Source organism: Methylobacter tundripaludum (genome assembly GCF_002934365.1).
GTDB lineage: Bacteria > Pseudomonadota > Gammaproteobacteria > Methylococcales > Methylomonadaceae > Methylobacter_A > Methylobacter_A tundripaludum_A.
Window position 1 is genome coordinate 1 of the sequence record NZ_PTIY01000003.1, and the last position, 19,243, is coordinate 19,243.

The 19,243-nt window shown below is 51.2% G+C and carries 17 protein-coding genes; 3 read left to right on the forward strand and 14 right to left on the reverse strand.

The window, feature by feature from the left end; all coding sequences use genetic code 11:
• Nucleotides 1-1,361, reverse strand: a 1,361-nt coding sequence (locus tag B0F88_RS04030; RefSeq protein WP_445641276.1) for a flagellin N-terminal helical domain-containing protein, incomplete at its 3' end; no start/stop codon positions are given.
• A gap of 416 nt (nt 1,362-1,777) precedes the next feature.
• On the opposite strand from B0F88_RS04030, the gene ettA reads away from it, so the two are divergent.
• Nucleotides 1,778-3,445, forward strand: a complete 1,668-nt coding sequence (gene ettA, locus B0F88_RS04035; protein WP_104422675.1) for an energy-dependent translational throttle protein EttA — start codon at nt 1,778-1,780, stop codon at nt 3,443-3,445.
• Between the two features lie 146 nt (nt 3,446-3,591).
• Here ettA and tusC read toward each other — a convergent pair whose 3' ends face one another.
• The 12 genes from tusC to mtnA all read right to left on the reverse strand — a co-directional run bounded on the left by tusC (nt 3,592) and on the right by mtnA (nt 16,325).
• Nucleotides 3,592-3,948, reverse strand: coding sequence for a sulfurtransferase complex subunit TusC (tusC, locus tag B0F88_RS04040; RefSeq protein WP_104422676.1), 357 nt, complete (start codon nt 3,946-3,948; stop codon nt 3,592-3,594).
• 111 nt (nt 3,949-4,059) lie between these two features.
• Nucleotides 4,060-4,449: a sulfurtransferase complex subunit TusD gene (gene tusD, locus B0F88_RS04045; protein WP_104422677.1), complete on the reverse strand. Its 390-nt coding sequence runs from the start codon at nt 4,447-4,449 to the stop codon at nt 4,060-4,062.
• A gap of 140 nt (nt 4,450-4,589) precedes the next feature.
• The gene (locus B0F88_RS04055) at nt 4,590-4,943 is read right to left on the reverse strand and encodes an Hpt domain-containing protein (protein ID WP_104422678.1); all 354 of its coding nucleotides are present in this window, start codon (nt 4,941-4,943) and stop codon (nt 4,590-4,592) included.
• A complete protein-coding gene (locus tag B0F88_RS04060; protein WP_104422679.1) occupies nt 4,933-5,313 on the reverse strand; it encodes a response regulator in 381 nt (126 codons plus the stop codon). Before B0F88_RS04060 ends, B0F88_RS04055 begins: the two co-directional genes overlap by 11 nt.
• A 55-nt stretch (nt 5,314-5,368) precedes the next feature.
• Nucleotides 5,369-8,323, reverse strand: a complete 2,955-nt coding sequence (locus tag B0F88_RS04065; protein ID WP_104422680.1) for a PAS domain S-box protein — start codon at nt 8,321-8,323, stop codon at nt 5,369-5,371.
• 137 nt (nt 8,324-8,460) lie between these two features.
• On the reverse strand, nt 8,461-10,167 hold the full coding sequence (locus tag B0F88_RS04070) for a hypothetical protein (RefSeq protein WP_146083310.1): 1,707 nt from the start codon (nt 10,165-10,167) through the stop codon (nt 8,461-8,463).
• On the reverse strand, nt 10,164-11,585 hold the full coding sequence (locus B0F88_RS04075; protein WP_219820778.1) for a glycosyltransferase family 2 protein: 1,422 nt from the start codon (nt 11,583-11,585) through the stop codon (nt 10,164-10,166). Before B0F88_RS04075 ends, B0F88_RS04070 begins: the two co-directional genes overlap by 4 nt.
• On the reverse strand, nt 11,582-12,631 hold the full coding sequence (locus B0F88_RS04080) for a HEAT repeat domain-containing protein (protein WP_104422682.1): 1,050 nt from the start codon (nt 12,629-12,631) through the stop codon (nt 11,582-11,584). Before B0F88_RS04080 ends, B0F88_RS04075 begins: the two co-directional genes overlap by 4 nt.
• Nucleotides 12,621-13,862 (reverse strand): YaiO family outer membrane beta-barrel protein, encoded by a 1,242-nt coding sequence (locus B0F88_RS04085; protein WP_104422683.1) that lies wholly within the window; start codon nt 13,860-13,862, stop codon nt 12,621-12,623. Before B0F88_RS04085 ends, B0F88_RS04080 begins: the two co-directional genes overlap by 11 nt.
• Entirely contained in the window at nt 13,859-14,242 is a 384-nt protein-coding gene (locus B0F88_RS04090; protein ID WP_219820780.1) for a response regulator transcription factor, read from the reverse strand. Before B0F88_RS04090 ends, B0F88_RS04085 begins: the two co-directional genes overlap by 4 nt.
• 333 nt (nt 14,243-14,575) lie before the next feature.
• Nucleotides 14,576-15,295: a sulfate transporter CysZ gene (gene cysZ / locus B0F88_RS04095; RefSeq protein WP_104422685.1), complete on the reverse strand. Its 720-nt coding sequence runs from the start codon at nt 15,293-15,295 to the stop codon at nt 14,576-14,578.
• A complete protein-coding gene (mtnA, locus tag B0F88_RS04100) occupies nt 15,285-16,325 on the reverse strand; it encodes an S-methyl-5-thioribose-1-phosphate isomerase (RefSeq protein ID WP_104422686.1) in 1,041 nt (346 codons plus the stop codon). The genes cysZ and mtnA overlap by 11 nt, the downstream gene beginning before the upstream one ends.
• Before the next feature lie 73 nt (nt 16,326-16,398).
• Between mtnA and B0F88_RS04105 the strand changes: the two genes are divergently transcribed.
• The gene (locus B0F88_RS04105; RefSeq protein ID WP_104422687.1) at nt 16,399-17,712 is read left to right on the forward strand and encodes a TRZ/ATZ family hydrolase; all 1,314 of its coding nucleotides are present in this window, start codon (nt 16,399-16,401) and stop codon (nt 17,710-17,712) included.
• A 362-nt stretch (nt 17,713-18,074) separates the two neighbouring features.
• Nucleotides 18,075-18,662, forward strand: coding sequence for a hypothetical protein (locus tag B0F88_RS04110; RefSeq protein ID WP_104422688.1), 588 nt, complete (start codon nt 18,075-18,077; stop codon nt 18,660-18,662).
• Nucleotides 18,663-18,743: 81 nt separating this feature from the next.
• Here the strand turns inward: B0F88_RS04110 and B0F88_RS04115 are convergent, their stop codons facing one another.
• Complete coding sequence (locus B0F88_RS04115; protein ID WP_104422689.1) at nt 18,744-19,211, reverse strand: CreA family protein; 468 nt, start codon at nt 19,209-19,211, stop codon at nt 18,744-18,746.
• Nucleotides 19,212-19,243 lie beyond the last annotated feature (32 nt).

A 19,243-nucleotide genomic window follows, 5' to 3' on the forward strand; every position in this document is an offset into this window, starting at 1 on the left:
GTCGATCCGGCTACGGTGACATAAGCTGTCGTTTTCGCTGTCGCGGTGACGTTGGTTTGATCGCCGATCGCGTTGATCGCAGCGGCTTTATCCGCAGCGCTGCCGGTTGCGGTGGAGCCGACCAGTATGCCGTTGATTTTTACCACGTCGGTCGAAGTGGCTACAGTGTCGTAAACGCCGGCCAGTACGTTCAGGGCAGTGGTGGCTGCTGCACCGGTGGCGACTGAGCCGGACATGTCGCCGTCGCCGACCACGTTGCCGTTGCCGGTGCCTTGGTTGAATCCGAAGGTGTTGATTGCACTTGGATCGTTGGCTGTCAACGTGCCGATTTTAATATCGGAGCCGTCCCCGCTGGTAAGGCCCAGAAAACCGTTATAGGTTCCTGCGGTCAAGCCGGAGTTAGAAGTGGTGCCGCCAATCGTTATTGCCGCGCCGTTATCGTTGGTCAATATCAGATTGCCGTCCTTGCCGATGGACGCGTCGACGCCGCCGACCTGCCGGTTGATATTGTCGGCCAATTGCGATAATGAAACGGCGGTGTCTATGGTTACCGCAGTGCCTGCGGCGCCGGCGGCTGTGGCTACGGTGATGGTCAAGCCGGTAACCGCTTTGTCGGCAGCCACTGAAGCGCGCGAGCCGGTGACTTTGTTAAAGGCGTCCGCGGTCACGCCCGATGTTGAGGACGTGGCGTTAATCGCTGTTTCCAGGCCTGCTATATTGGCAACAGACGCACCGGCGGCTACGCCGCCCACGGATACGCCGTTAATGGTCATATCGCCTGCCGTCGTTGAGGTATTGGAGACGCGTCCCGAGTAGGTTTGTCCTGCCGCCACCGAGCTGTTCAGCGCCAAGGTTTTGGTGTCGGTCTGGCCGATGGTGAAGTTAATGCTTTGGCCTGCGTAAGCGCCGACCTGAATGCTGCGGCTTTGATTGGCGCCGGCCCCGGAAAACAGCTTGACGCCGTTGAAGTCGGTAGTGGCGGAAATCCGGTCAATTTCATCGTAAAGCGATTTGACTTCGTTCTGGATAGAGGTGCGGTCGGTGTCGCTGTTGGAGTCGTTGGCGGACTGTACGGCCAACTCGCGCATCCGTTGCAGAATGGTGCTCATTTCGCCCAAACCGCCTTCAGCCACCTGGGCGATGGAAATACCGTCGTTGGCGTTACGCACCGCCTGATTAAGGCCTTTGATCTGCGCCGACATACGTTCGACAATCGACAGACCGGCCGAGTCATCTTTCGCGCTGTTGATACGCAAACCGGAAGATAAGCGTTCCATAGCCTGCATACCGGCGGCTTGTGATTTGTTTAAATTACGTTGCGCGGTCAGCGCACTCATATTGGTATTGATATATTGAGCCATGAAGCTTCTCCTAAAATAATATTGACTTTATTTTTAGTGCAATGAAGGATTTTGTCCCCCACTAACAGAAATTACCTTTTTATTACCAGCATGGCTTACCCTAAAAAATCAGTCGGACAAAACGCTATATTCAGAAGTATTCGAAATAGTTACGTTTTGCCGAATTACTGTCTTCTGTATTTTTTAAAAAAGTCATCCAGCTTGCCTACCTTGCAGCACAAAGAATGCCATTTATTTATTTATATTATTTAACAATGAGTTATTTCAATATTAAAATCCAAGCGACTTGCTTCATGACGTTTTGTCATTTTTTTGGCACGGCCGAATAAATCCACTCGGCATCAAAGCTTAAAAATTACCGGATAACATGGAATAATAGCGGGCACTAGCAACCTTAAACTGACTGACTAAACACCATGGCGCAATACATCTATTCAATGAACCGGGTCGGCAAGATTGTTCCGCCCAAAAAATACATCCTCAAGGACATCTCGCTGTCTTTTTTTCCCGGCGCAAAAATCGGCGTACTGGGCCTAAACGGCTCGGGTAAATCGACGCTGCTGCGCATCATGGCGGGCATCGACAAGGAAATCGAAGGCGAGGCTATCCCGCTCAAAGGCATCAAGATCGGCTACCTGCCGCAGGAGCCGCAACTCGACCCCAACAAAACCGTGCGCGGCAATGTCGAGGAAGCGGTCGCGGAAATCAAAACCGCCTTGGACCAGCTGAATGAGGTCTATGCGGCTTACGCGCTGCCCGATGCCGATTTCGACAAGTTGGCCGCCGATCAGGCGCGCCTGGAAGACATTATCAACGCCTGCGACGGCCATAATCTGGATCGCAAGCTCGAAGTCGCCGCCGACGCGTTGCGACTGCCGGATTGGGACGCCGATGTCACAAAATTGTCGGGCGGTGAAAAGCGCCGAGTGGCGCTATGCCGGTTATTGCTGTCCAACCCCGACATGCTGCTGCTGGACGAGCCGACCAACCATTTGGACGCGGAATCGGTCGCCTGGCTGGAAAGATTCCTGCACGATTACCCCGGCACCGTGGTTGCGGTAACCCATGACCGTTACTTCCTGGACAATGTGGCCGGCTGGATTCTGGAATTGGACAGAGGCTCCGGCATTCCGTGGGAAGGCAACTACTCCAGCTGGCTGGAACAAAAGAGCAACCGCTTGTTGCAGGAAGAAAAACAGGAATCTTCCCGCCAAAAAGCCATGAAAGAAGAGTTGGAATGGGTACGCTCCAGCCCCAAAGGCCGCCATGCCAAAAGCAAGGCACGCTTGGCGCGCTTTGAAGAGCTGGCGTCATCCGATGTGCAAAAACGCAACGAGACCCAGGAAATTTATATTCCGCCCGGACCTCGTTTGGGCGACGTGGTGATCGAGGCCGACAACATCAGCAAGGCTTTCGGCGACAAGCTGTTATTCAACGGCTTGAGTTTCAAACTGCCGCCCGGCGGCATCGTCGGCATTATCGGCCCGAACGGCGCGGGTAAAACCACGCTGTTCCGCATGATGGCCGGTGTTGACAAGCCCGATTCGGGTACCCTAACGCTGGGGCAAACCGTTCAACTCGCCTATGTTGACCAGTTGCGCGACGACCTGGACCCAAAGAAAACCGTGTTCGATGAAATTTCCGACGGGCTGGACTTGATTACCGTCGGCAAGTACGAAACGCCGTCACGGGCTTATGTCGGCCGTTTCAACTTTAAGGGCGCAGACCAGGGTAAACGTATCGGCGATCTTTCCGGCGGCGAACGCAACCGCGTGCATTTAGCCAAGCTGCTTAAAACCGGCGGCAACGTGCTGTTGCTTGACGAGCCGACCAACGATCTGGACGTTGAAACCCTGCGCGCGTTGGAAGAAGCGCTGTTGGCCTTCCCCGGTTGCGCGGTGGTTATTTCGCATGACCGTTGGTTTCTGGATCGGATCGCCACGCACATGCTGGCGTTTGAAGGCGACAGTAACGTGGTCTGGTTTGAAGGCAACTATGAAGATTACGAGGCCGACCGTCATCGCCGCTTGGGTAGCGATGCGGATAACCCACATCGGTTGAAGTATAAGAAGCTGACTGGGTAAAAAATTTAAACAATCACCATGAAGAGCATAAAGAGCTAAATCCTTCATGCTCTTCATGTTCTTCATGTTCTTCATGGTTTAAAAATAAAATTATTTCGCAGCAGCACGTTCCTGTTTTTTCTTCGTGCTTTCGTGGTGAATTAAAATTACCCCGCAAACACCACATCAAACCGCTTCATCAACCCGGCAATATCTTTCCGATAAAACTCCTGCACCGGCAAACACAAGCCGCCCGGCTTTAAGCCGCGTTCCTGCAGCGACTCCACTTCGACGTAGATGTCGTTAACATCGTAGATTTCCAGCGCTTTAAAAATGGCTGCGGTATCTTTCATGCCCGCGCTTTCAGGATTCTGCCCGTTTTTCAGCTGAAACACGCCGTCGTCGAGCAACAAGATGCTGACGTGCTGGTCAAACGCGGCGGTAGTCAAAATAATGTCGAGCATTTCCTGAACCTGGGCTCCGCTGTGCGGCGGCTTGCGCAATACGAATAAATAACGTTTCATATTAAAAACTACAGTTGAGCACTCCCAAATCCCGTTCGCCCTGAGCTTGTCGAAGGGGGAGCTGAATTTGGGAATAATTTCGGAGAATGGGCTGTTTTTAGGTTCATGCTCTCACCCGAATACGATAAAGCGATCGGCTTCCAGCGTAGCCTCGACCAGCTGCCCCAAACCGGAAATGCGAAAACCCTCTGCCAAATCATTATCCTGCTTGCCCTGCCGCTTGGCCTCGTCGCTGCATAACAAGCCGCGCCGTTGGGCTGCGGAAATGCACACTACCAAGTCTATCTGATGCAGCCTTGCCAGCTCGCTCCATTGCGCAGTGAACTGGAGTTCGTCATCCGGCGGCGTCGCGTATTTGAACGCATGGTAAATGCCGTCTTGATAAAAAAACACCCGGAACACTTGGTGTCCTGCTGCCAACGCGGCATTGATAAATTGATACGCGGTATACCCGGCATTGGAGCGATAGGGGCTGGCGTTAATTTGTATGGCAAATTTCATTTGATTTTCATTCGTGCAGGGAGAACTTCATTATATTGGCAGAAGGCCGGTGTAAAAATTCGTGTTGAATCTGATGATTGCGTTTACGCCATTGGCAAACCTTGGTTTGCTGCTCGTCAAATACATCAATGCGCTGTTATTCAAGGCTTCCCATGTCCTGGGTCAGCGTTAACAGCGTTTTCCAACTCGGCGAGCAGTAAATCTACCGTAGCTGTGGATAACGCTGATTCTGTATCCAGAACATGGTTATAGGTGCTGAGTGCATCTTCCAGGGCTTGAGCCGCCTTGCTAACTTCGGCAAAACCAAAGGTTGCGCCCGAACCTATGAGTCCGTGGACTTTGCGATTCAGTGCATAAAGAGTTTGCTCAGCGGGCTGCAATCTGAGTTGCTGCCAATCGGCTTTAATCGCCGCTATCTTGTCCGGCAACTTTTGGGCATAAGCCAGATTCATGGCATCAAGCTGTTGGCTAAGCCGTTGCTCTTTATCGTCCATCACTGTTGCTCAAGATCGCTTTCACATCATCTGCCAAGGTCATGGGATCGAACGGTTTGGGGATAACTCCCGCAGCGCCCAAATCAAGGTAGTGCCGCACTTCGTTGGCTTGCACCTTGGCCGTCATAAATACGACCGGTGTCGCCGCACATTCAGGCATCCGGCGTAAAGCCTGATAAGTCTGGATGCCGTCCATGCCCGGCATCATCACATCCAGCAAAATAATATCCGGCGCAAAACCGGCAACGGTTTGCAATGCCTCCATGCCGGAACCGCAAGTCGTTACTTCAAAGCCGCCAACGGTTTCCAGGGCCATCTGGGCGATGACTTGGATATCATGTTCATCTTCCACATAAAGAATTTTTGTCATCAATTAAAACTCATTGCGATCATCAAATTTCAGGTTGTTGTGGTGGTGGTGTAGATTAAGCCCGACCGCTTAATTTACGCCTGCTTTTAAGTATGGATTCTATTTTATTCATCAGTTCTTCGTTACTGGTTTTCGATTTTATAAAGTTGGCCAGAATCTGTTGACTATCAGCTGTTTCAACTTCACTGGCGGAAAAAATAACGACGGGAATAGGTTTGTCACGATTCGACAATAATGGCAACAAAGTTTCACCCGACCCATCGGGCAACTCCATGTCCAGAATAACCAAATCATAGTCTTGCTCCAATTTCCTCCTGGCTGTAGCCATATCCATAGCGACATCGATTTCCGCTGTATTTTGCAGCAGGGTGGCGACAATATGCACAATATCAGGATCATCTTCAACATGTAATATGCGAGTCATAAAGCCATTACTCCGCAATGCATGCGTTAAGGCCTGATCGAGCCTGCCTTCATCAATGGGTTTGCTCAACCAGTCAACGATTGCCAAAGCCTCGCCCTTAAGCTCTTGCTTGACTTGGTCGGCAAACGCAGACACAACGATAACCGGTAACTGTTTAAAAAGCTCTTGTTCCCGCAACTCCCGAAAAAAATCAATCCCGCTTTGTCCCGGCAGAATCAGATCGAGCGTCATGGCATCATAGGACTTGCTGTTGAGCATTTGTTTTGCCTGTTCCGCAGTACAGGCAATATCAGCGGCATAGCAGCGTTTTGCCAGCATCATCCTAAGCAGGGCAGCGACATCCGGATCATCTTCCAGAATTAACAGGTATTGTTTGTTATGTTCACTGCTTGTAGTGGACAGCGTTTCCCCAGCACAGCAAAGCGGTAGCTCGATAAAAAAAGTGGTTTTTTTATTGGGTTCACTTTCATAATCGATGATGCCGCCCAGTCTTTCAATAATGGCCTTAGAGATGCTTAGCCCCAGTCCTGTACCACCTTTTTGCCGGGTATTGGTGCTATCTTCCTGGGTAAATTGTTTAAATATCCGGTCTCTAAATTCTTCCTTGATGCCGGTGCCGTAATCCGTCACGCTCAAGCGCAAGCGCTGATTTGTAATTGATGTCGCCACATCAACCCGCCCTCCGCGATGCGAAAATTTTGCCGCATTGGATAATAAATTGGTCAGCACTTGGGTTAAACGGTCGCTATCGGCCAATACCACAGCCCCGGCCTGTTCATGAGTGACAGCAAATGTAACACCAAATTCATCAGCATAGGCTTGATTGATCTCAATGCAATGCTCCACAAGCGGCATAATTTCTATGGGTTTTATATCGAAAGTCATTTTGCCGGATTCAAATTTTTCAAGATCCAGAATATCATTAATCAGCCGCACCAGGCGCTTGCAGTTATTGTTGGCAATGCTTAACAGCTTGATGCTTTTCTCTGGCAAATCGCCGGTTGCGCCACCCAAAATCAGTCCTAATGCGCCTTGAATGGAAGTGAGAGGCGTACGCAATTCATGGCTGACTGTGGAAATGAATTCATTCTTCAACTGTTCCATGGCTTTGCGTTCGGAGATGTCGCGCGCCAGGCCTGTGAACATGCGTCTGCCGTCAATCAACATTTCACTAACCGCCAGCTCCATAGGAAACACGGAACCATCCTTCCGCTTGCCAACAATCTCGCGGACAATGCCGATAATTTTCGACTCACCGGTAGCCATATAATGCCGTAAATAATCGTCGTGCTCGCTGTGATACGGTTCCGGCATCAGCATGCTGACATTTTGTCCGACCACCTCGCTATGTTGGTACCCGAAAATTTTTTCACCGGCGGAATTTATGGTTTCAATTATGCCATTGCCGTCTATAGTGATGATGCCTTCAACCACGGCTTCAATAACCGCCCGAAGCCTGGCTTCATTATTACTCAAAGCCATTTGAGCATTTTTTTGCGCACTGATGTCTCGCAGCAGGCAGGTGAACATGCGAATGCCCTCAACTGCCATTTCGCTGACTGTCAGCTCCAAAGGAAATGAAAAGCCGTCTTTGCGCTCGGCATTTATTTCACATCGGTAGCCTGTATTGGCAGCCAGAACATGGCGCTCAATATCATCAGGCAGTTGCGGCAGTAACTGCCTGATGTGCTTGCTTACAAGCTCCTCGGCCGTATAACCGAACAATCGTTCGGCGGCAGGATTTAAAGACCGTATGCCACCATGACTATCCAGAATGATTAGTCCGTCTACCATGGTGGAAACGATACTGTTCAGCTCTTGTGTCCTACTCTGAATGGCTTCGGCCATCAGGTTAAACGCTTTTGCCAACTGGCTGAATTCATCCTGAGAAGAAAAGTTTATTCTTGTTGCATAGTTGCCGGCGGCCAATTGTTCAGTACTCAGGCTAAGCGCACGCAGCGGCCTCATAATGTTTCGTATCAGCAATAAGCCAATGATAAGAAGCATAAAACCCATTGCAACTACGAATACCACTTCGATTTTATAAAATGTAGCAATATCTTGGTTGTGGGTTTTTGTCCGCTCATTTAATAATCGCCGCTCCTCGCTGCTCATGTCCCCCATAATAACCCGCATACGATCCATTAAATTTTTACCGGTTTTGGTGGAAACCCTATTGACCGCCGCCTGTAGGCCTTGTTCATCTCTGAGCGCAATAGTTTGGGATAAATAGCTCAACGGGTTCCGCATAACGGGCTCGAATTCATTGAGGCGCTGTTGCTGATTAACATTATCCTGGGTCAGTGTGCGTAACTGCAGCAGGTCCGCGTCTATTTTCTTAAGGCTTCTGGAAAAAGGTTCGAGAAAACTTTTATCACCGGTAATAACAAAACCGCGCTCACCGAGCTTTGCATCCTGTATATCGAAAAACAGTATGTTAATTTGCTCCATTACTTGGTAACTGTGGTCAATCCAGTTTCTCTGCTCTTCGTTTTTGTTCTGTGCCAAATGAAACAGTGTAAAAAAAACGACCGTAACGGGAATAATCAGCGCAAGTGTACAGATAACTTTCAGGCGTATGTTCATGGGTAATAACGTATTGTTAATTATAGTTTATTAAATATTCACCTAGCCCGGGGAAAATGCCAGATGAAATTATTAATCTAATAATCCCCATCCGCCATGATTTTTGCCGGCCATTTTAAGCGCCTGCCTGGCCCGGTTTAGGGCGACAATACCTCATGCAGCGCTAAACCGGCAAATGTCGGCCAAGCGCCCAATGCGCGTTCCAGTTGCGGCAAGCGCGTTTCCATTTCATCCAGGCGGCCATGAAAGCTGACAGCTTCACCCGAAACCGTGATTTCCTGGGTCAGGCCAAAGGTAATGCCGCCGGCGTTGACTCCAGGCCTAGCTAGGCGCAGCAGCAAGGTAATTTCGCCTACACGGGTGGCCCACAGCTCGCCGGTTTCTGTACGGTGGAACACTAACCGCGTTTCTTCGGCCACTGGGCCAGCTTCCAGAGCAATGCGTACAGGTTTACGATGGTGCGCGCCCCAAATCAGAAATGGCAGGGTTTGTTGTTGGATACGCCAAGGATCGGTGCGGTAATCCATGACTGCAACGCCATCCACCCAGTCCGCCACGGCCTCCAGCAACGGCTTGTCCCCAAGCGTTTCTTCCGCCCACCATACCGGCACAGCGGCTTCCAGCGCCATGGCCGAAACTTTCCGCAGGGCTGCCAGGGTATCTATATAAGCTTGTTTCCAGGCTTCCGGGGCTTGTGCGTAGCCGGGAGCCAGATAAGGCTCAATGTCGTATTGCATGCCTTTGAGCCGGGCGGCTTCCTCCACATCTCTGTTATAAGCGGCATAAGCTTTGGCCCGCTTCAGCCAGGATTCCCGTTCAGAGGCCAGCACGGCCAGGGGGTCGCCGGCCACCCCCCATACAGCTATCCCTTGTTTTCCGGCATGAGTCACAAAGGTTCGTAAAGCTTGCGGATCAGAAACGCCGGACAAATTGGCGGTAAGAGGAATCGTGATGTAAAGCGTGGTTATATTCAGATCGTGCAACTGCTTCCATAGCGCGGGCTTAGCTTGTTGCCATATTGCTTCACGCCATAACCAGGTAGCTCGCCCGCGCTGAACGGCCTCCGGAGCGGTCAGTTGCATGCTGTTCACGGTTAGATTGGCCGGAGTGTACGGACATAGCAATGTCCAGCTATCCGATTTGTTTTGCGGATTCAGCACCGGGGTAAGATCAATATTCTGGGTTCGCCATTCTTTACCGGCCTGTAACTCAGCTAAAGGCAAAGGGTCGCGATGGTCTGATCCAGCTGTGTAAGAAGCGCTCCAGATAAAACCGCTATCGCCCCGTAAAGACAGGCTTAAACCCAATCCGGGTAATTGCGGCAGCAGGTCTTGACCCGCGCTCAACACAAACCCGGCCGGTCGCCGGCCTGCCAGACAACGAAAGGCGAGCCCCGTTACGTTCCGCTCCAAGCTTGCCCGCTCTTCCTGACCGAAAGGCGTTATATCCAGATGCTCGCGCAAATCCAGGTATAAGGGCCAAGGCAGCGGTTTGGGCGGTGCGGTAACGCCATTGTCCAGAGAAACTTCTCCGGCAAAGTGCTTGCCGTTTTGCTTGCCCTGCAACACCACAGCGCGGCTTTTCCCGATTTGTGCGGCCTGGCCGGCATTCAACAGAGCAAACCACTGCACCGCATCGGCTGTTACGGGCAGGACCGTTGCGACGCAGGATTCGGGTGGAGAATGCTCCACCAAACGCAGGACTTTTGCCGCGCCATCCGCTGTGTTAAAGCGAAAATCGCCGGGTGTTGACGCTTGTATCTGGTCATCGCACAAACCCAGCCACGCCGCTTGCAGTGGAGCGGTAAAACAAACCAGCACCAGCGTTAGCAGCAATCTGATCATGGCAATTTTGTTTTGGCAATGTTCCATTTTGCGGTACGCTTCATGACACCCCAGGTGGATTTGCTTTTGAACAGCCAGCGTAGCATTCCGAGCACCCTCCAGTAACTGTTTAGCTGACGGTAGCCGAAATTTTCCGCTATCAAAGTCAAGCATAAGATGCATAAGTCGCAGGGGCGGCGATAAATGCGGTAGGACATTTCTTCCAACAGCAAGGCCGAGCCGGACAACAAAAAACCCATGCCGAATACCAGGATCAGCATAGCAATGGCGGCGTGGTAATCAATAAGGTCCAAACAAAATGCGGCAATCATCATAATCAATCCGGCTAATTCCAGCAACGGGCCGAGCATTTCAAAAAAAAACATGAACGGAAACGCCAGCCAGCCGGCTACACCGCTGTTTTTAGCGAACATCATGCTTTTGTTAAGCCAAAGGCTTTCCGCCAGACCGCGTTGCCAGCGGATGCGCTGATTTTTGAGCGTGCGCAGGTCTTCCGGGGCTTCTGTCCAGCATATAGGATCAGGGATAAAATGCACCCGGTAAGGCCGTCGTTGCCTGCTGAAAATCCGGTGCATACGCACTACCAATTCCATATCTTCACCCATAGTATCACTGCGATAACCGCCGACGGCGACAACGGCTTCCTTGCGAAACAGCCCAAATGCGCCGGAAATAATCAACACTGCCTTGAGCGGCTGCCAGCCCATACGGCCAAACAGGAAAGCGCGCAGGTATTCGACAATCTGAAATCGCGCCAGCCAGTTGCCGGGTAGAGCCGTATTAATCAGATGTCCATCGCGCACTTCGCAACCGTTGACAATCCGCACAATTCCACCAACCGCCACGGTACTGGGATCTTCCAGAAATGGCCGGACGATACGGAACAAGCTGTCTCTAGGCAAAATAGAGTCCGCATCCATGCCGCAGAATAAAGGGTAGCGAGCGCAGTTAATACCGACATTAAGCGCATCCGCCTTGCCGCCGTTTTCTTTGTCCACCACCCTCAGATTATGATAACGGGTGGAGCGGTAAACAGTCTTGACCGGCTGGGTTGGAATTCGTATCCGGTAAGCTTCGGGAATGGGTTGCAGGGAAAATTCCTTAATCAGCACGTCCAGCGTGGCATCTTTGGAGCCGTCGTTGATAACGATGATTTCATATTCAGGGTAACTCAGTTGCAGCAGTGAATGGACTGAACTTGCGATAGTGGCTTCTTCATTGTAAGCCGGGGCCAGCAAGGTAATAGGAAATTCAAAGCCGGTGTATAAAGAAACGCCTTCGCTAATATCCTGATAAAGCATATTGCGGGAAATGAAACTAAAAGCGACTAGATTAAGCGATAGATAAATGGCGGTCAGGCCGACGAAATAAAGCAGGAAAAACCACTCCGAGACAGATATAAGATCAAGCAGCATCATGCCTCCTCCCATTCAGCCATCACCTGCGCCAGCATATCGGCAGCGTAGCGATCCGTTTGCGCCTGGCAGATGAGCATCATTTGGGCTTTGTCACGACGCAACAGCTCACCGATAGCCTGAGCCGCGCGGTAACGCACCCACCATTGCCGATCCGATAACAGCGGCTGCAAACTGGCAACATCGCTACTGTCCCCCAATCGACATAAAGCGTTAGCCGCGCCCACCCGTACCTCCCAATGGGCGTCACTCAAACTGTTAAGAACCAAAGGCAACACCTTTGGACTACATGCGGCTTTCAGGCAAGCGCAGAGTAGTTCATGATTTTGTCCCGTAACCATATACCGGTTCAAGACGATATTCGCAGTGCCGACATCGGCAAAAGGCAGGTAGCGCACTAAAGCGGTCACTTGCTCATCAGGAGTATTGAGAATGGCATTCAGTAATGGCGGCGACACCATCACCGGCCCCGCTTCCAGCAGCAACCCGGCAACGAGGTGTCTGGGCCAGTCCGGGTGCGTGACGAGAAGCGGAATGACCTCGCGCAGTGCTGCTCGGATATCTATACGCGTTAAAGCACGAGCAGCGGAAAAAGACCGTACAGGATCTTCATCATGCAACCGCTGTAATAATGGCTCCCACGCACGAACATCCCGTAACCAGCCTGCAGCCACGGTCGCCGCGATTAACTCTCGGTCGGACGGTGCGCGGTTAAGTATTTTAATCGCGATATGGTGCAGCCCCATGCTTCGGCCTAAACGTTGCAGATTACTAGGCGCTTCGCCACCTACATTAAGCAGATAATGATGCCACAACTGGAAAAAGAGCAGCCAGTTGCTATCAGACAAATACAGCGGCGGTACGCTGGGAGCCAAGCCGCAGGCCGCGTCCATGCACAAAGCCCGCCACAATTGCCATAGCCGCTGTCGACGCCGCTCTCTCAGCCCCAACCAACCGCGCAACAAAAGTATGCACAACAACTGCAACAACGCCAGTGCAATGGCGCCAAGACCCAGCCAGTATGCCCAAGCAACGGCGTCAGAAGGCATAACGCAAACCAAAAACAGCCCCGCGCCGCGTGTAACTGGTGCCTTGCAGGTTGAGGCTCACATCATAGACCACTGCCAAAGCCGGTGTTAGCCAGTGTTGTCCTCGCAGAGAGTAGCTTTCCGTATCGGCATTGACCAGACGGCTGGGGTCAATACGCACCACCTCCTGGCCGTTGCTGATAGAAACGCCAATATAATCATGGTCCCCGTAATAATAAGCCACCTGTCCAAGATGGCTGAAAGTAGGCCTGGGAGCCGCTTCCAACTGACTGACATAAAGCGTATAAGCCAAATGCCAATTACCCCAATAGCGCTCTAAGCCCACAGTACCGATTTCGTTGTTCTCTATTCGATAGCTGATATGGCGAAAACTGAACAACGCCCCAAAGCCGTAGTCCATTTTGTAATGAGCGTTGCCTAACAGCGACCATTTTGGTAAAAAAAGATTGGTAGGGCTTTCGTCAGTTTCCAAGCCGACAGTCCAGCGCTCCGATACGGGAAGAGTGAAGCCCGCCATGATCGAAGCATCTTGCAAGGCGAAGCGGTCTACCTGAGTGGCCCGGCCATAGATGTTACGTCGATCACCGAGACGGTGGTTTGCACCAAGGTAAGCGCTGTTCCAACTGTCATAGCCACGATCCAGTTTTTCATAACTGCCGCCGACATCAAAAATGGTGTTGCGTTCAGATGCAGGGGATATGCTTTCTGCCGGCGCTTGCATAACCGGTGGCTCAGGCGTCAGACGCTGCCAGTGGCGATCAGGAAAACGTTGGGCGGCTTGGCGCTGGATATTTTCTGCTTCTCTCCGCTCATCGGCGGCGTAAAGACAACGTATCAGCAGCTCCCAAACCTCTGCATACTGAGGTGCACTTTTTTGAGCGCGTTTTAGGAAAGGGATGGCTACACGCGGCCTACTCTGCCAAAAATATACTTGCCCCAAGCCCAGCAGATAATCGGCATTGTTCGGCTCGAGCCGCAGCAAAAACGTGTATTGCCCAACGCTTTCCTCATACTTGGCCTGCCAGGCCAGCACCCGCGCCAATAAAAAACGGGCTTCGTTATCCTGCGGGCGTTGGCCCAGCCATGTTTTCAATTGCGCCTCTGCATCGCCCCATTGTTTCAGCTCTACTGCCGCCTGAGCTTTTTGCCATGCATCGTCAGCCGCCACAGGCGCTGACGACAACCCAATCAAACAAGCCATAAAAACGGCGGCAACAAATTTGGATGTCATTGCTGCCTTTTAAACTTCAGTTGGTGCTTAACCCTAGCGACCAACTCCAAGGGTTTAAACGGCTTGGCAATAAAATCGTCCGCGCCTAAACTCAAGGCGTCCGCCACGCCTTTTTCCCCGGACTTAGCAGTTAACATGATGATTTTCGTTTTCGCCCAGGTGGGCATGGTGCGCATTTGCTCCAGCAAATGCGCACCACTCACATAAGGCAGCATGACATCCAGCAGCACCAAATCCGGCGGGTCGCTGTGTTCAATAAAGTGTTGGGCGACATGTCCGTCCTTTGCCAGGGACACCTGGTACCCTTCCCTGCTCAGCAGAAACTCCAGCAGCAGAGAAATCTCTTCGTCGTCTTCCACTACTAAAATATTTCCAGGCATCATGTGTCCTATGAATCAGTAGATAAACATTGGTTGAACGGGATTAATCATAACGCTGCTTAATGTAACCTGGCTTGGTTACTGCATAAAAACGCTACGTGGAACGCATATTCTATCGCTGCCGGGAACTATTGTTATCACTACACAAATGCCCCACATCGATAACGAACCAAATAAGCGGCTTTAAACGCGTCGAGGGAGATTTCAAGCGCCTCTTAAAAGTCCATACCAATAACATAACCCGTTAACAGAGGCGCTTGGCTTCAATTCTTTCTCAAGTACGCCATGCTTGATAGCTTATCCGGGCGCCCATTTTTATTATACTACTACAGTTTAATCCCGCTTTATCTCATTAAGGTAAATAGTCGCTCCAATCACCGCAGCCGGTGCGACGATGATATTCAACACCGGAACGGTAAGCCCCAGCACCGCCAGTCCGCCAAAGCTCAACGCGCCCAGCCTGACGCTTTTGACCAGCTCTTTCTGCTCGGAAAACAACACCCCCTGGTTTTCCAGCGGATAAGCCAGATATTCCAGCGCCATGCCCCAGGCCCCGAACAGCGCCCATAACAAAGGCGCGATTACATTGATGCCGGGAATAATCGACAATATCAGCAGCGGCAGGGCTCTGGTCGCCAGATAGCCGATACGCTTGGTTTCCGCAACAAGGACTTTGGGCAACGGCTGTTCGGCGGTTGCCACGCTCGCCCCGGTTACCATTGCCAGCGTTTTTGCCGATAACTTGCCGTAAAAAGGCGCAGCCAGCAGATTCGCCAATACCGTAAAGGTGAAAAATCCGCCTATAAAAAAGCTGATAAAGAATAACGGCCATAATATCCAACTCAGCCAATGCAGCCAGCCGGGGATGAATTGATCGATCAAATCCGAAATGTAAAAGTAGCCCAAGGTTAAGGCTACGCTGTACAGCACCACGTTGATCAGCATCGGGATAACGATGAATTTGCGTAATTCCGGTCTGCTTAGTAATGCAAGACCTTTAAACAGATAGCCTACCGCCAGTACCGGGTTGTTGCCTTTTTTATCAAATTGCATTTTTTAAACCTCTCACGCCCTGCTCGGCAGGATTCAATACCACACCACGTTCGGTCACGATCGCCGAAATCAGTTCCGCCGGGGTCACGTCAAAAACAGGGTTCCAGGCACTGACCAGCGAATCCTCTTCGAGATAACAGGCAGGCAATAATTCGTTCTGACTGCGTTGTTCAATCTCTATCTGATCGCCGTTGTCGATACTCCAGTCTATCGTCGAAGTCGGCGCTACCACCATCAACTTTACGCCGTGCCGTTTAGCTAACACGGCCAGGGAATAGGTGCCGATTTTGTTTGCCGCATCGCCATTGGCGGCAATGCGGTCCGCGCCGACCACGATCCAATCGATCGCGCCGGATTTCATCAGCCATGCCGCCGCCGAATCGGCAATCAGCGTCGTCGGGATGCCGTCTTGCGCCAATTCCCAAACGGTCAATCTTGCGCCTTGCAGCCAGGGGCGGGTTTCGCCCGCATAGACGTTAATCCGTTCCCGTTGATAAGCGCTGCGGATGACGCCCAACGCCGTGCCGTAACCGCCTGTCGCCAAGGCTCCGGCGTTGCAGTGCGTCATTACGCCTTTGGCGCCTGCCAGAATATCGGCCCCCAACTCGCCCATTTTATGATTCGCGGCAATATCGTCACGATGGATTTTTTCCGCACAAGCCAGGATAGCCGCCAATGGATTATCCAGCTGTTTGGCCAGTACGGCCTTCATCTGATTCAAGGCCCAAAACAGATTGACCGCCGTCGGCCTGGACTTTGCCAACCTATCTATATCGGCCGTCACTTTTTGCCGCCATTGATTGGACTGGGCATATTGTTTACGGACTGACAGCACCACGCCGTAAGCAGCGGCTATGCCGATGGCCGGCGCGCCGCGGACGCGCATGGTTGCAATCGCTTCGGTTACGCCGGCGGCGTCTTTGTATTCATCGTAAACGATTGTTTCGGGTAATTGCCGCTGGTCCAGCACTTTTAAAGCATTGCCGGTCCATTCCAAGGCTTGTACGGTTTCGTTGTTTCGCATAGTCATTTTTCCCAGGCCATTTTTATCAAAATATTAATGGTAAAAAGTTATAATTCGGCAACCCACACAGGAATGCCTTATGACAGTTGTCGATACCCTCATCCACGCTCGTTGGATTATACCCGTTGAGCCCGAATCCGTAACCTATGAACACCATACGCTGGTCGTCGATAACGGCCGGATTGTCGATCTGCTGCCGACCGAACTGGCCAAACAACAATACCGGGGTACGACGACCGAAAACCTGGAAAACCACGCCCTGCTGCCCGGCTTAATCAACAGCCACACGCATGCGGCAATGACGTTAATGCGCGGCATTGCCGACGATTTGCATCTGATGGACTGGCTGGAAAACCATATCTGGCCGCTGGAACAAAAATGGGTGAACGAGGCGTTTGTCAAAGACGGTTCCGATCTGGCGATAGCCGAGATGATCCGGGGCGGTACGACCTGCTTCAACGACATGTATTTTTTCCCTGAAATTACCGCGGCGCAGGCGAACCATCACGGCATACGCGCCTGCGTCGGTTTGATCGTCACTGACCTTCCGACTGTCTGGGCCGAAAACTGCGAAGCCTATATTGAAAAGGGCCTCGCTGTACATGACCGTCTGCGGCACCACCCGCTGATTTCGACGCCGTTTGCTCCGCATGCGCCGTACACGGTGTCGGACGAACCGCTGCAAAAAATCAAAACCCTGGCCGATGAACTGGAGCTGCCGATCCATATTCATGTGCATGAAACGCTGCACGAAATCGAACAGCAGCAGGAAAAAACCGGACAGCGGCCATTGCAACGCTTGTATGACCTCGGCCTGATCGATCCGTCGTTCATTGCGGTACACATGACCCAATTGACCGATGACGAAATCGCCCGGTTTGCGGAATCAGGCGCTCATATCGTGCATTGCCCGGAATCCAATTTAAAACTGGCCAGCGGCTTTTGCCCGGTCGCCAAATGCATCGCGGCAGGCATCAATGTGGCGTTGGGCACCGACGGCGCGGCCAGTAACAATGACCTGGACATGTTCGGCGAAATGCGCACCGCGGCGCTGCTCGGCAAGGCCATTGCCGGTGACCCCAGCGCCATTCCGGCGATGACTGCGTTGCGTATGGCGACTATCAATGGCGCCAAGGCCTTGGGCTTGGAAAATGAAATCGGCTCGTTAAGCATCGGCAAAGCCGCCGACGTGATTGCGGTTGATTTATCGCACCTGGAGACCCAGCCGGTCTATTGCCCGGTTTCGCAGATTGTCTACGCCGCCAGCCGTCAGCAGGTGACCGATGTCTGGGTGGCCGGCAAACGCCTGCTAAAGCAGCGCCATCTGACGACGATTAATGACGATGAGTTGAGGCTGAAAGTCGCCGAATGGCGGCAGCGGTTGGCGGGTTGATTTGTTAAGAAAGAGCGCTGTAACCTGCGCTAAGGGTCGTGCATAAATTAATTTAGGCAATTACCATGAAGAGCATGAAGGACATGAAGGACATGAAGACTTAAACCTTTCATGCCGCTTCATGTCCTTCATGGTTAAAAAATGAAAAATAAAACTTGCTCAAGTTATTTCATGCACGTTCCTAAGGAAGCGCTGATTAAGTCCTTCGACAAACTCAGGACGAACGGTAAATTATTGATTCCGTTCGTGGTGAGCTTGTCGAACCATGAGCGGAATCGATTTGTTCTGCGCTTCCCTAAGCAACGCCTTACGTTTCGAACAAGGGCGACATGCCCCATTAAATCTGTTTAGAGAACTACCTTATGGATACAAACCTTACACTTTTTTTCTTGTATTTGGTTGCGGTTATTTGTGTTACCGGCGTCGCGCTGACCGAGAGATCAACGCCGATAAGCGTCAAAGAAGTCTACATGTTTTCGGGAACACTCGCCCTGATAGGATGCATCAGCGAGGTGGCTATCAATAACTTCTATAGAGCCGCTTTCGACTCGTCTCTTTGGACATACCAGGTAGCGCCCGTACATCATGGCGATACCTCGATTTTTGCGTTTTTTCAGTGGTCACTTTACGGTTATCACCTTTATTTTGTCCGAAAAAAGCTTCAGTCCTATAAAATTAAATATGAGGCATATATTTTTGCTGTTTTTCTCGCGATAGAAGCGTTGTTGCTTGAAATATTCGTCAATATTTCAAGCAATTACTTCCTTAACACGTTCATATTTTATTATGTCCCTGGAGATATGGGGCATTTCACCACTGTTTTTGTATTCCCTTTTTATCTTCTGGGCGGGGCCATATTGATCGGGATTTTTAATCGATTTTTGAAAGACCCGATGTTTTTCGGCACGTTAAGTTTTTCAGTGGCTTTTATTTTTGTGTTTTTAGCGTAATTGAAACGAACGTCCGATGTCCAAAGCTGTACTCCTGTAGGACGCAATAACTTCAGCGTGTTGCGTCCTACGCCAGCTTTACTACTGCCACTTCATAACCGGCACCGATGAAATAGAGTTCTTTGGAGAGCCCTCAATCACCTTGTCGCTGTAAGCCAAATAGACCAGGACATTGCGTTTTTTATCGTAGAAACGCACGACTTGCAGCGTCTTAAAAACCAGCGACAGGTTTTCCTTAAATACCACATCGCCATTTTTCAATTTATCCAGTTTGCCCGTATCGATTGGGCCTATTTGCCGGCATGCAATTGACGCTTCCGATGGATCTTCAGCCAGACCCACCGCGCCTTTCATTCCGCCTGTTTTAGCGCGCGATACATGGCAGGCCACACCCGGAACATCGGGGTCGTCGAAGGCTTCGATCACAATTTTATGATTGGCCCCCAGCAGTTTGAATGTCGTGGTTACATCACCGATTTCTTCGGCTGACGCAGTCAAGGCTAAGGTGCCGAGAACTATTGTTACGGCAAGCAGGATTTGTTTTTTCATAGTTTATCCACAAAGTTAAAAGGTAAAGTTGA

Coding starts and splice junctions, on each gene's coding strand:
- ettA (WP_104422675.1), top strand. CDS start 1,778: ATGGCGCAATACATCTATTCAATGAACCGGGTCGGCAAGATTGTTCCG.
- tusC (WP_104422676.1), bottom strand. CDS start 3,948: ATGAAACGTTATTTATTCGTATTGCGCAAGCCGCCGCACAGCGGAGCC.
- tusD (WP_104422677.1), bottom strand. CDS start 4,449: ATGAAATTTGCCATACAAATTAACGCCAGCCCCTATCGCTCCAATGCC.
- B0F88_RS04055 (WP_104422678.1), bottom strand. CDS start 4,943: ATGGACGATAAAGAGCAACGGCTTAGCCAACAGCTTGATGCCATGAAT.
- B0F88_RS04060 (WP_104422679.1), bottom strand. CDS start 5,313: ATGACAAAAATTCTTTATGTGGAAGATGAACATGATATCCAAGTCATC.
- B0F88_RS04065 (WP_104422680.1), bottom strand. CDS start 8,323: ATGAACATACGCCTGAAAGTTATCTGTACACTTGCGCTGATTATTCCC.
- B0F88_RS04070 (WP_146083310.1), bottom strand. CDS start 10,167: ATGATCAGATTGCTGCTAACGCTGGTGCTGGTTTGTTTTACCGCTCCA.
- B0F88_RS04075 (WP_219820778.1), bottom strand. CDS start 11,585: ATGATGCTGCTTGATCTTATATCTGTCTCGGAGTGGTTTTTCCTGCTT.
- B0F88_RS04080 (WP_104422682.1), bottom strand. CDS start 12,631: ATGCCTTCTGACGCCGTTGCTTGGGCATACTGGCTGGGTCTTGGCGCC.
- B0F88_RS04085 (WP_104422683.1), bottom strand. CDS start 13,862: ATGACATCCAAATTTGTTGCCGCCGTTTTTATGGCTTGTTTGATTGGG.
- B0F88_RS04090 (WP_219820780.1), bottom strand. CDS start 14,242: ATGCCTGGAAATATTTTAGTAGTGGAAGACGACGAAGAGATTTCTCTG.
- cysZ (WP_104422685.1), bottom strand. CDS start 15,295: ATGCAATTTGATAAAAAAGGCAACAACCCGGTACTGGCGGTAGGCTAT.
- mtnA (WP_104422686.1), bottom strand. CDS start 16,325: ATGACTATGCGAAACAACGAAACCGTACAAGCCTTGGAATGGACCGGC.
- B0F88_RS04105 (WP_104422687.1), top strand. CDS start 16,399: ATGACAGTTGTCGATACCCTCATCCACGCTCGTTGGATTATACCCGTT.
- B0F88_RS04110 (WP_104422688.1), top strand. CDS start 18,075: ATGGATACAAACCTTACACTTTTTTTCTTGTATTTGGTTGCGGTTATT.
- B0F88_RS04115 (WP_104422689.1), bottom strand. CDS start 19,211: ATGAAAAAACAAATCCTGCTTGCCGTAACAATAGTTCTCGGCACCTTA.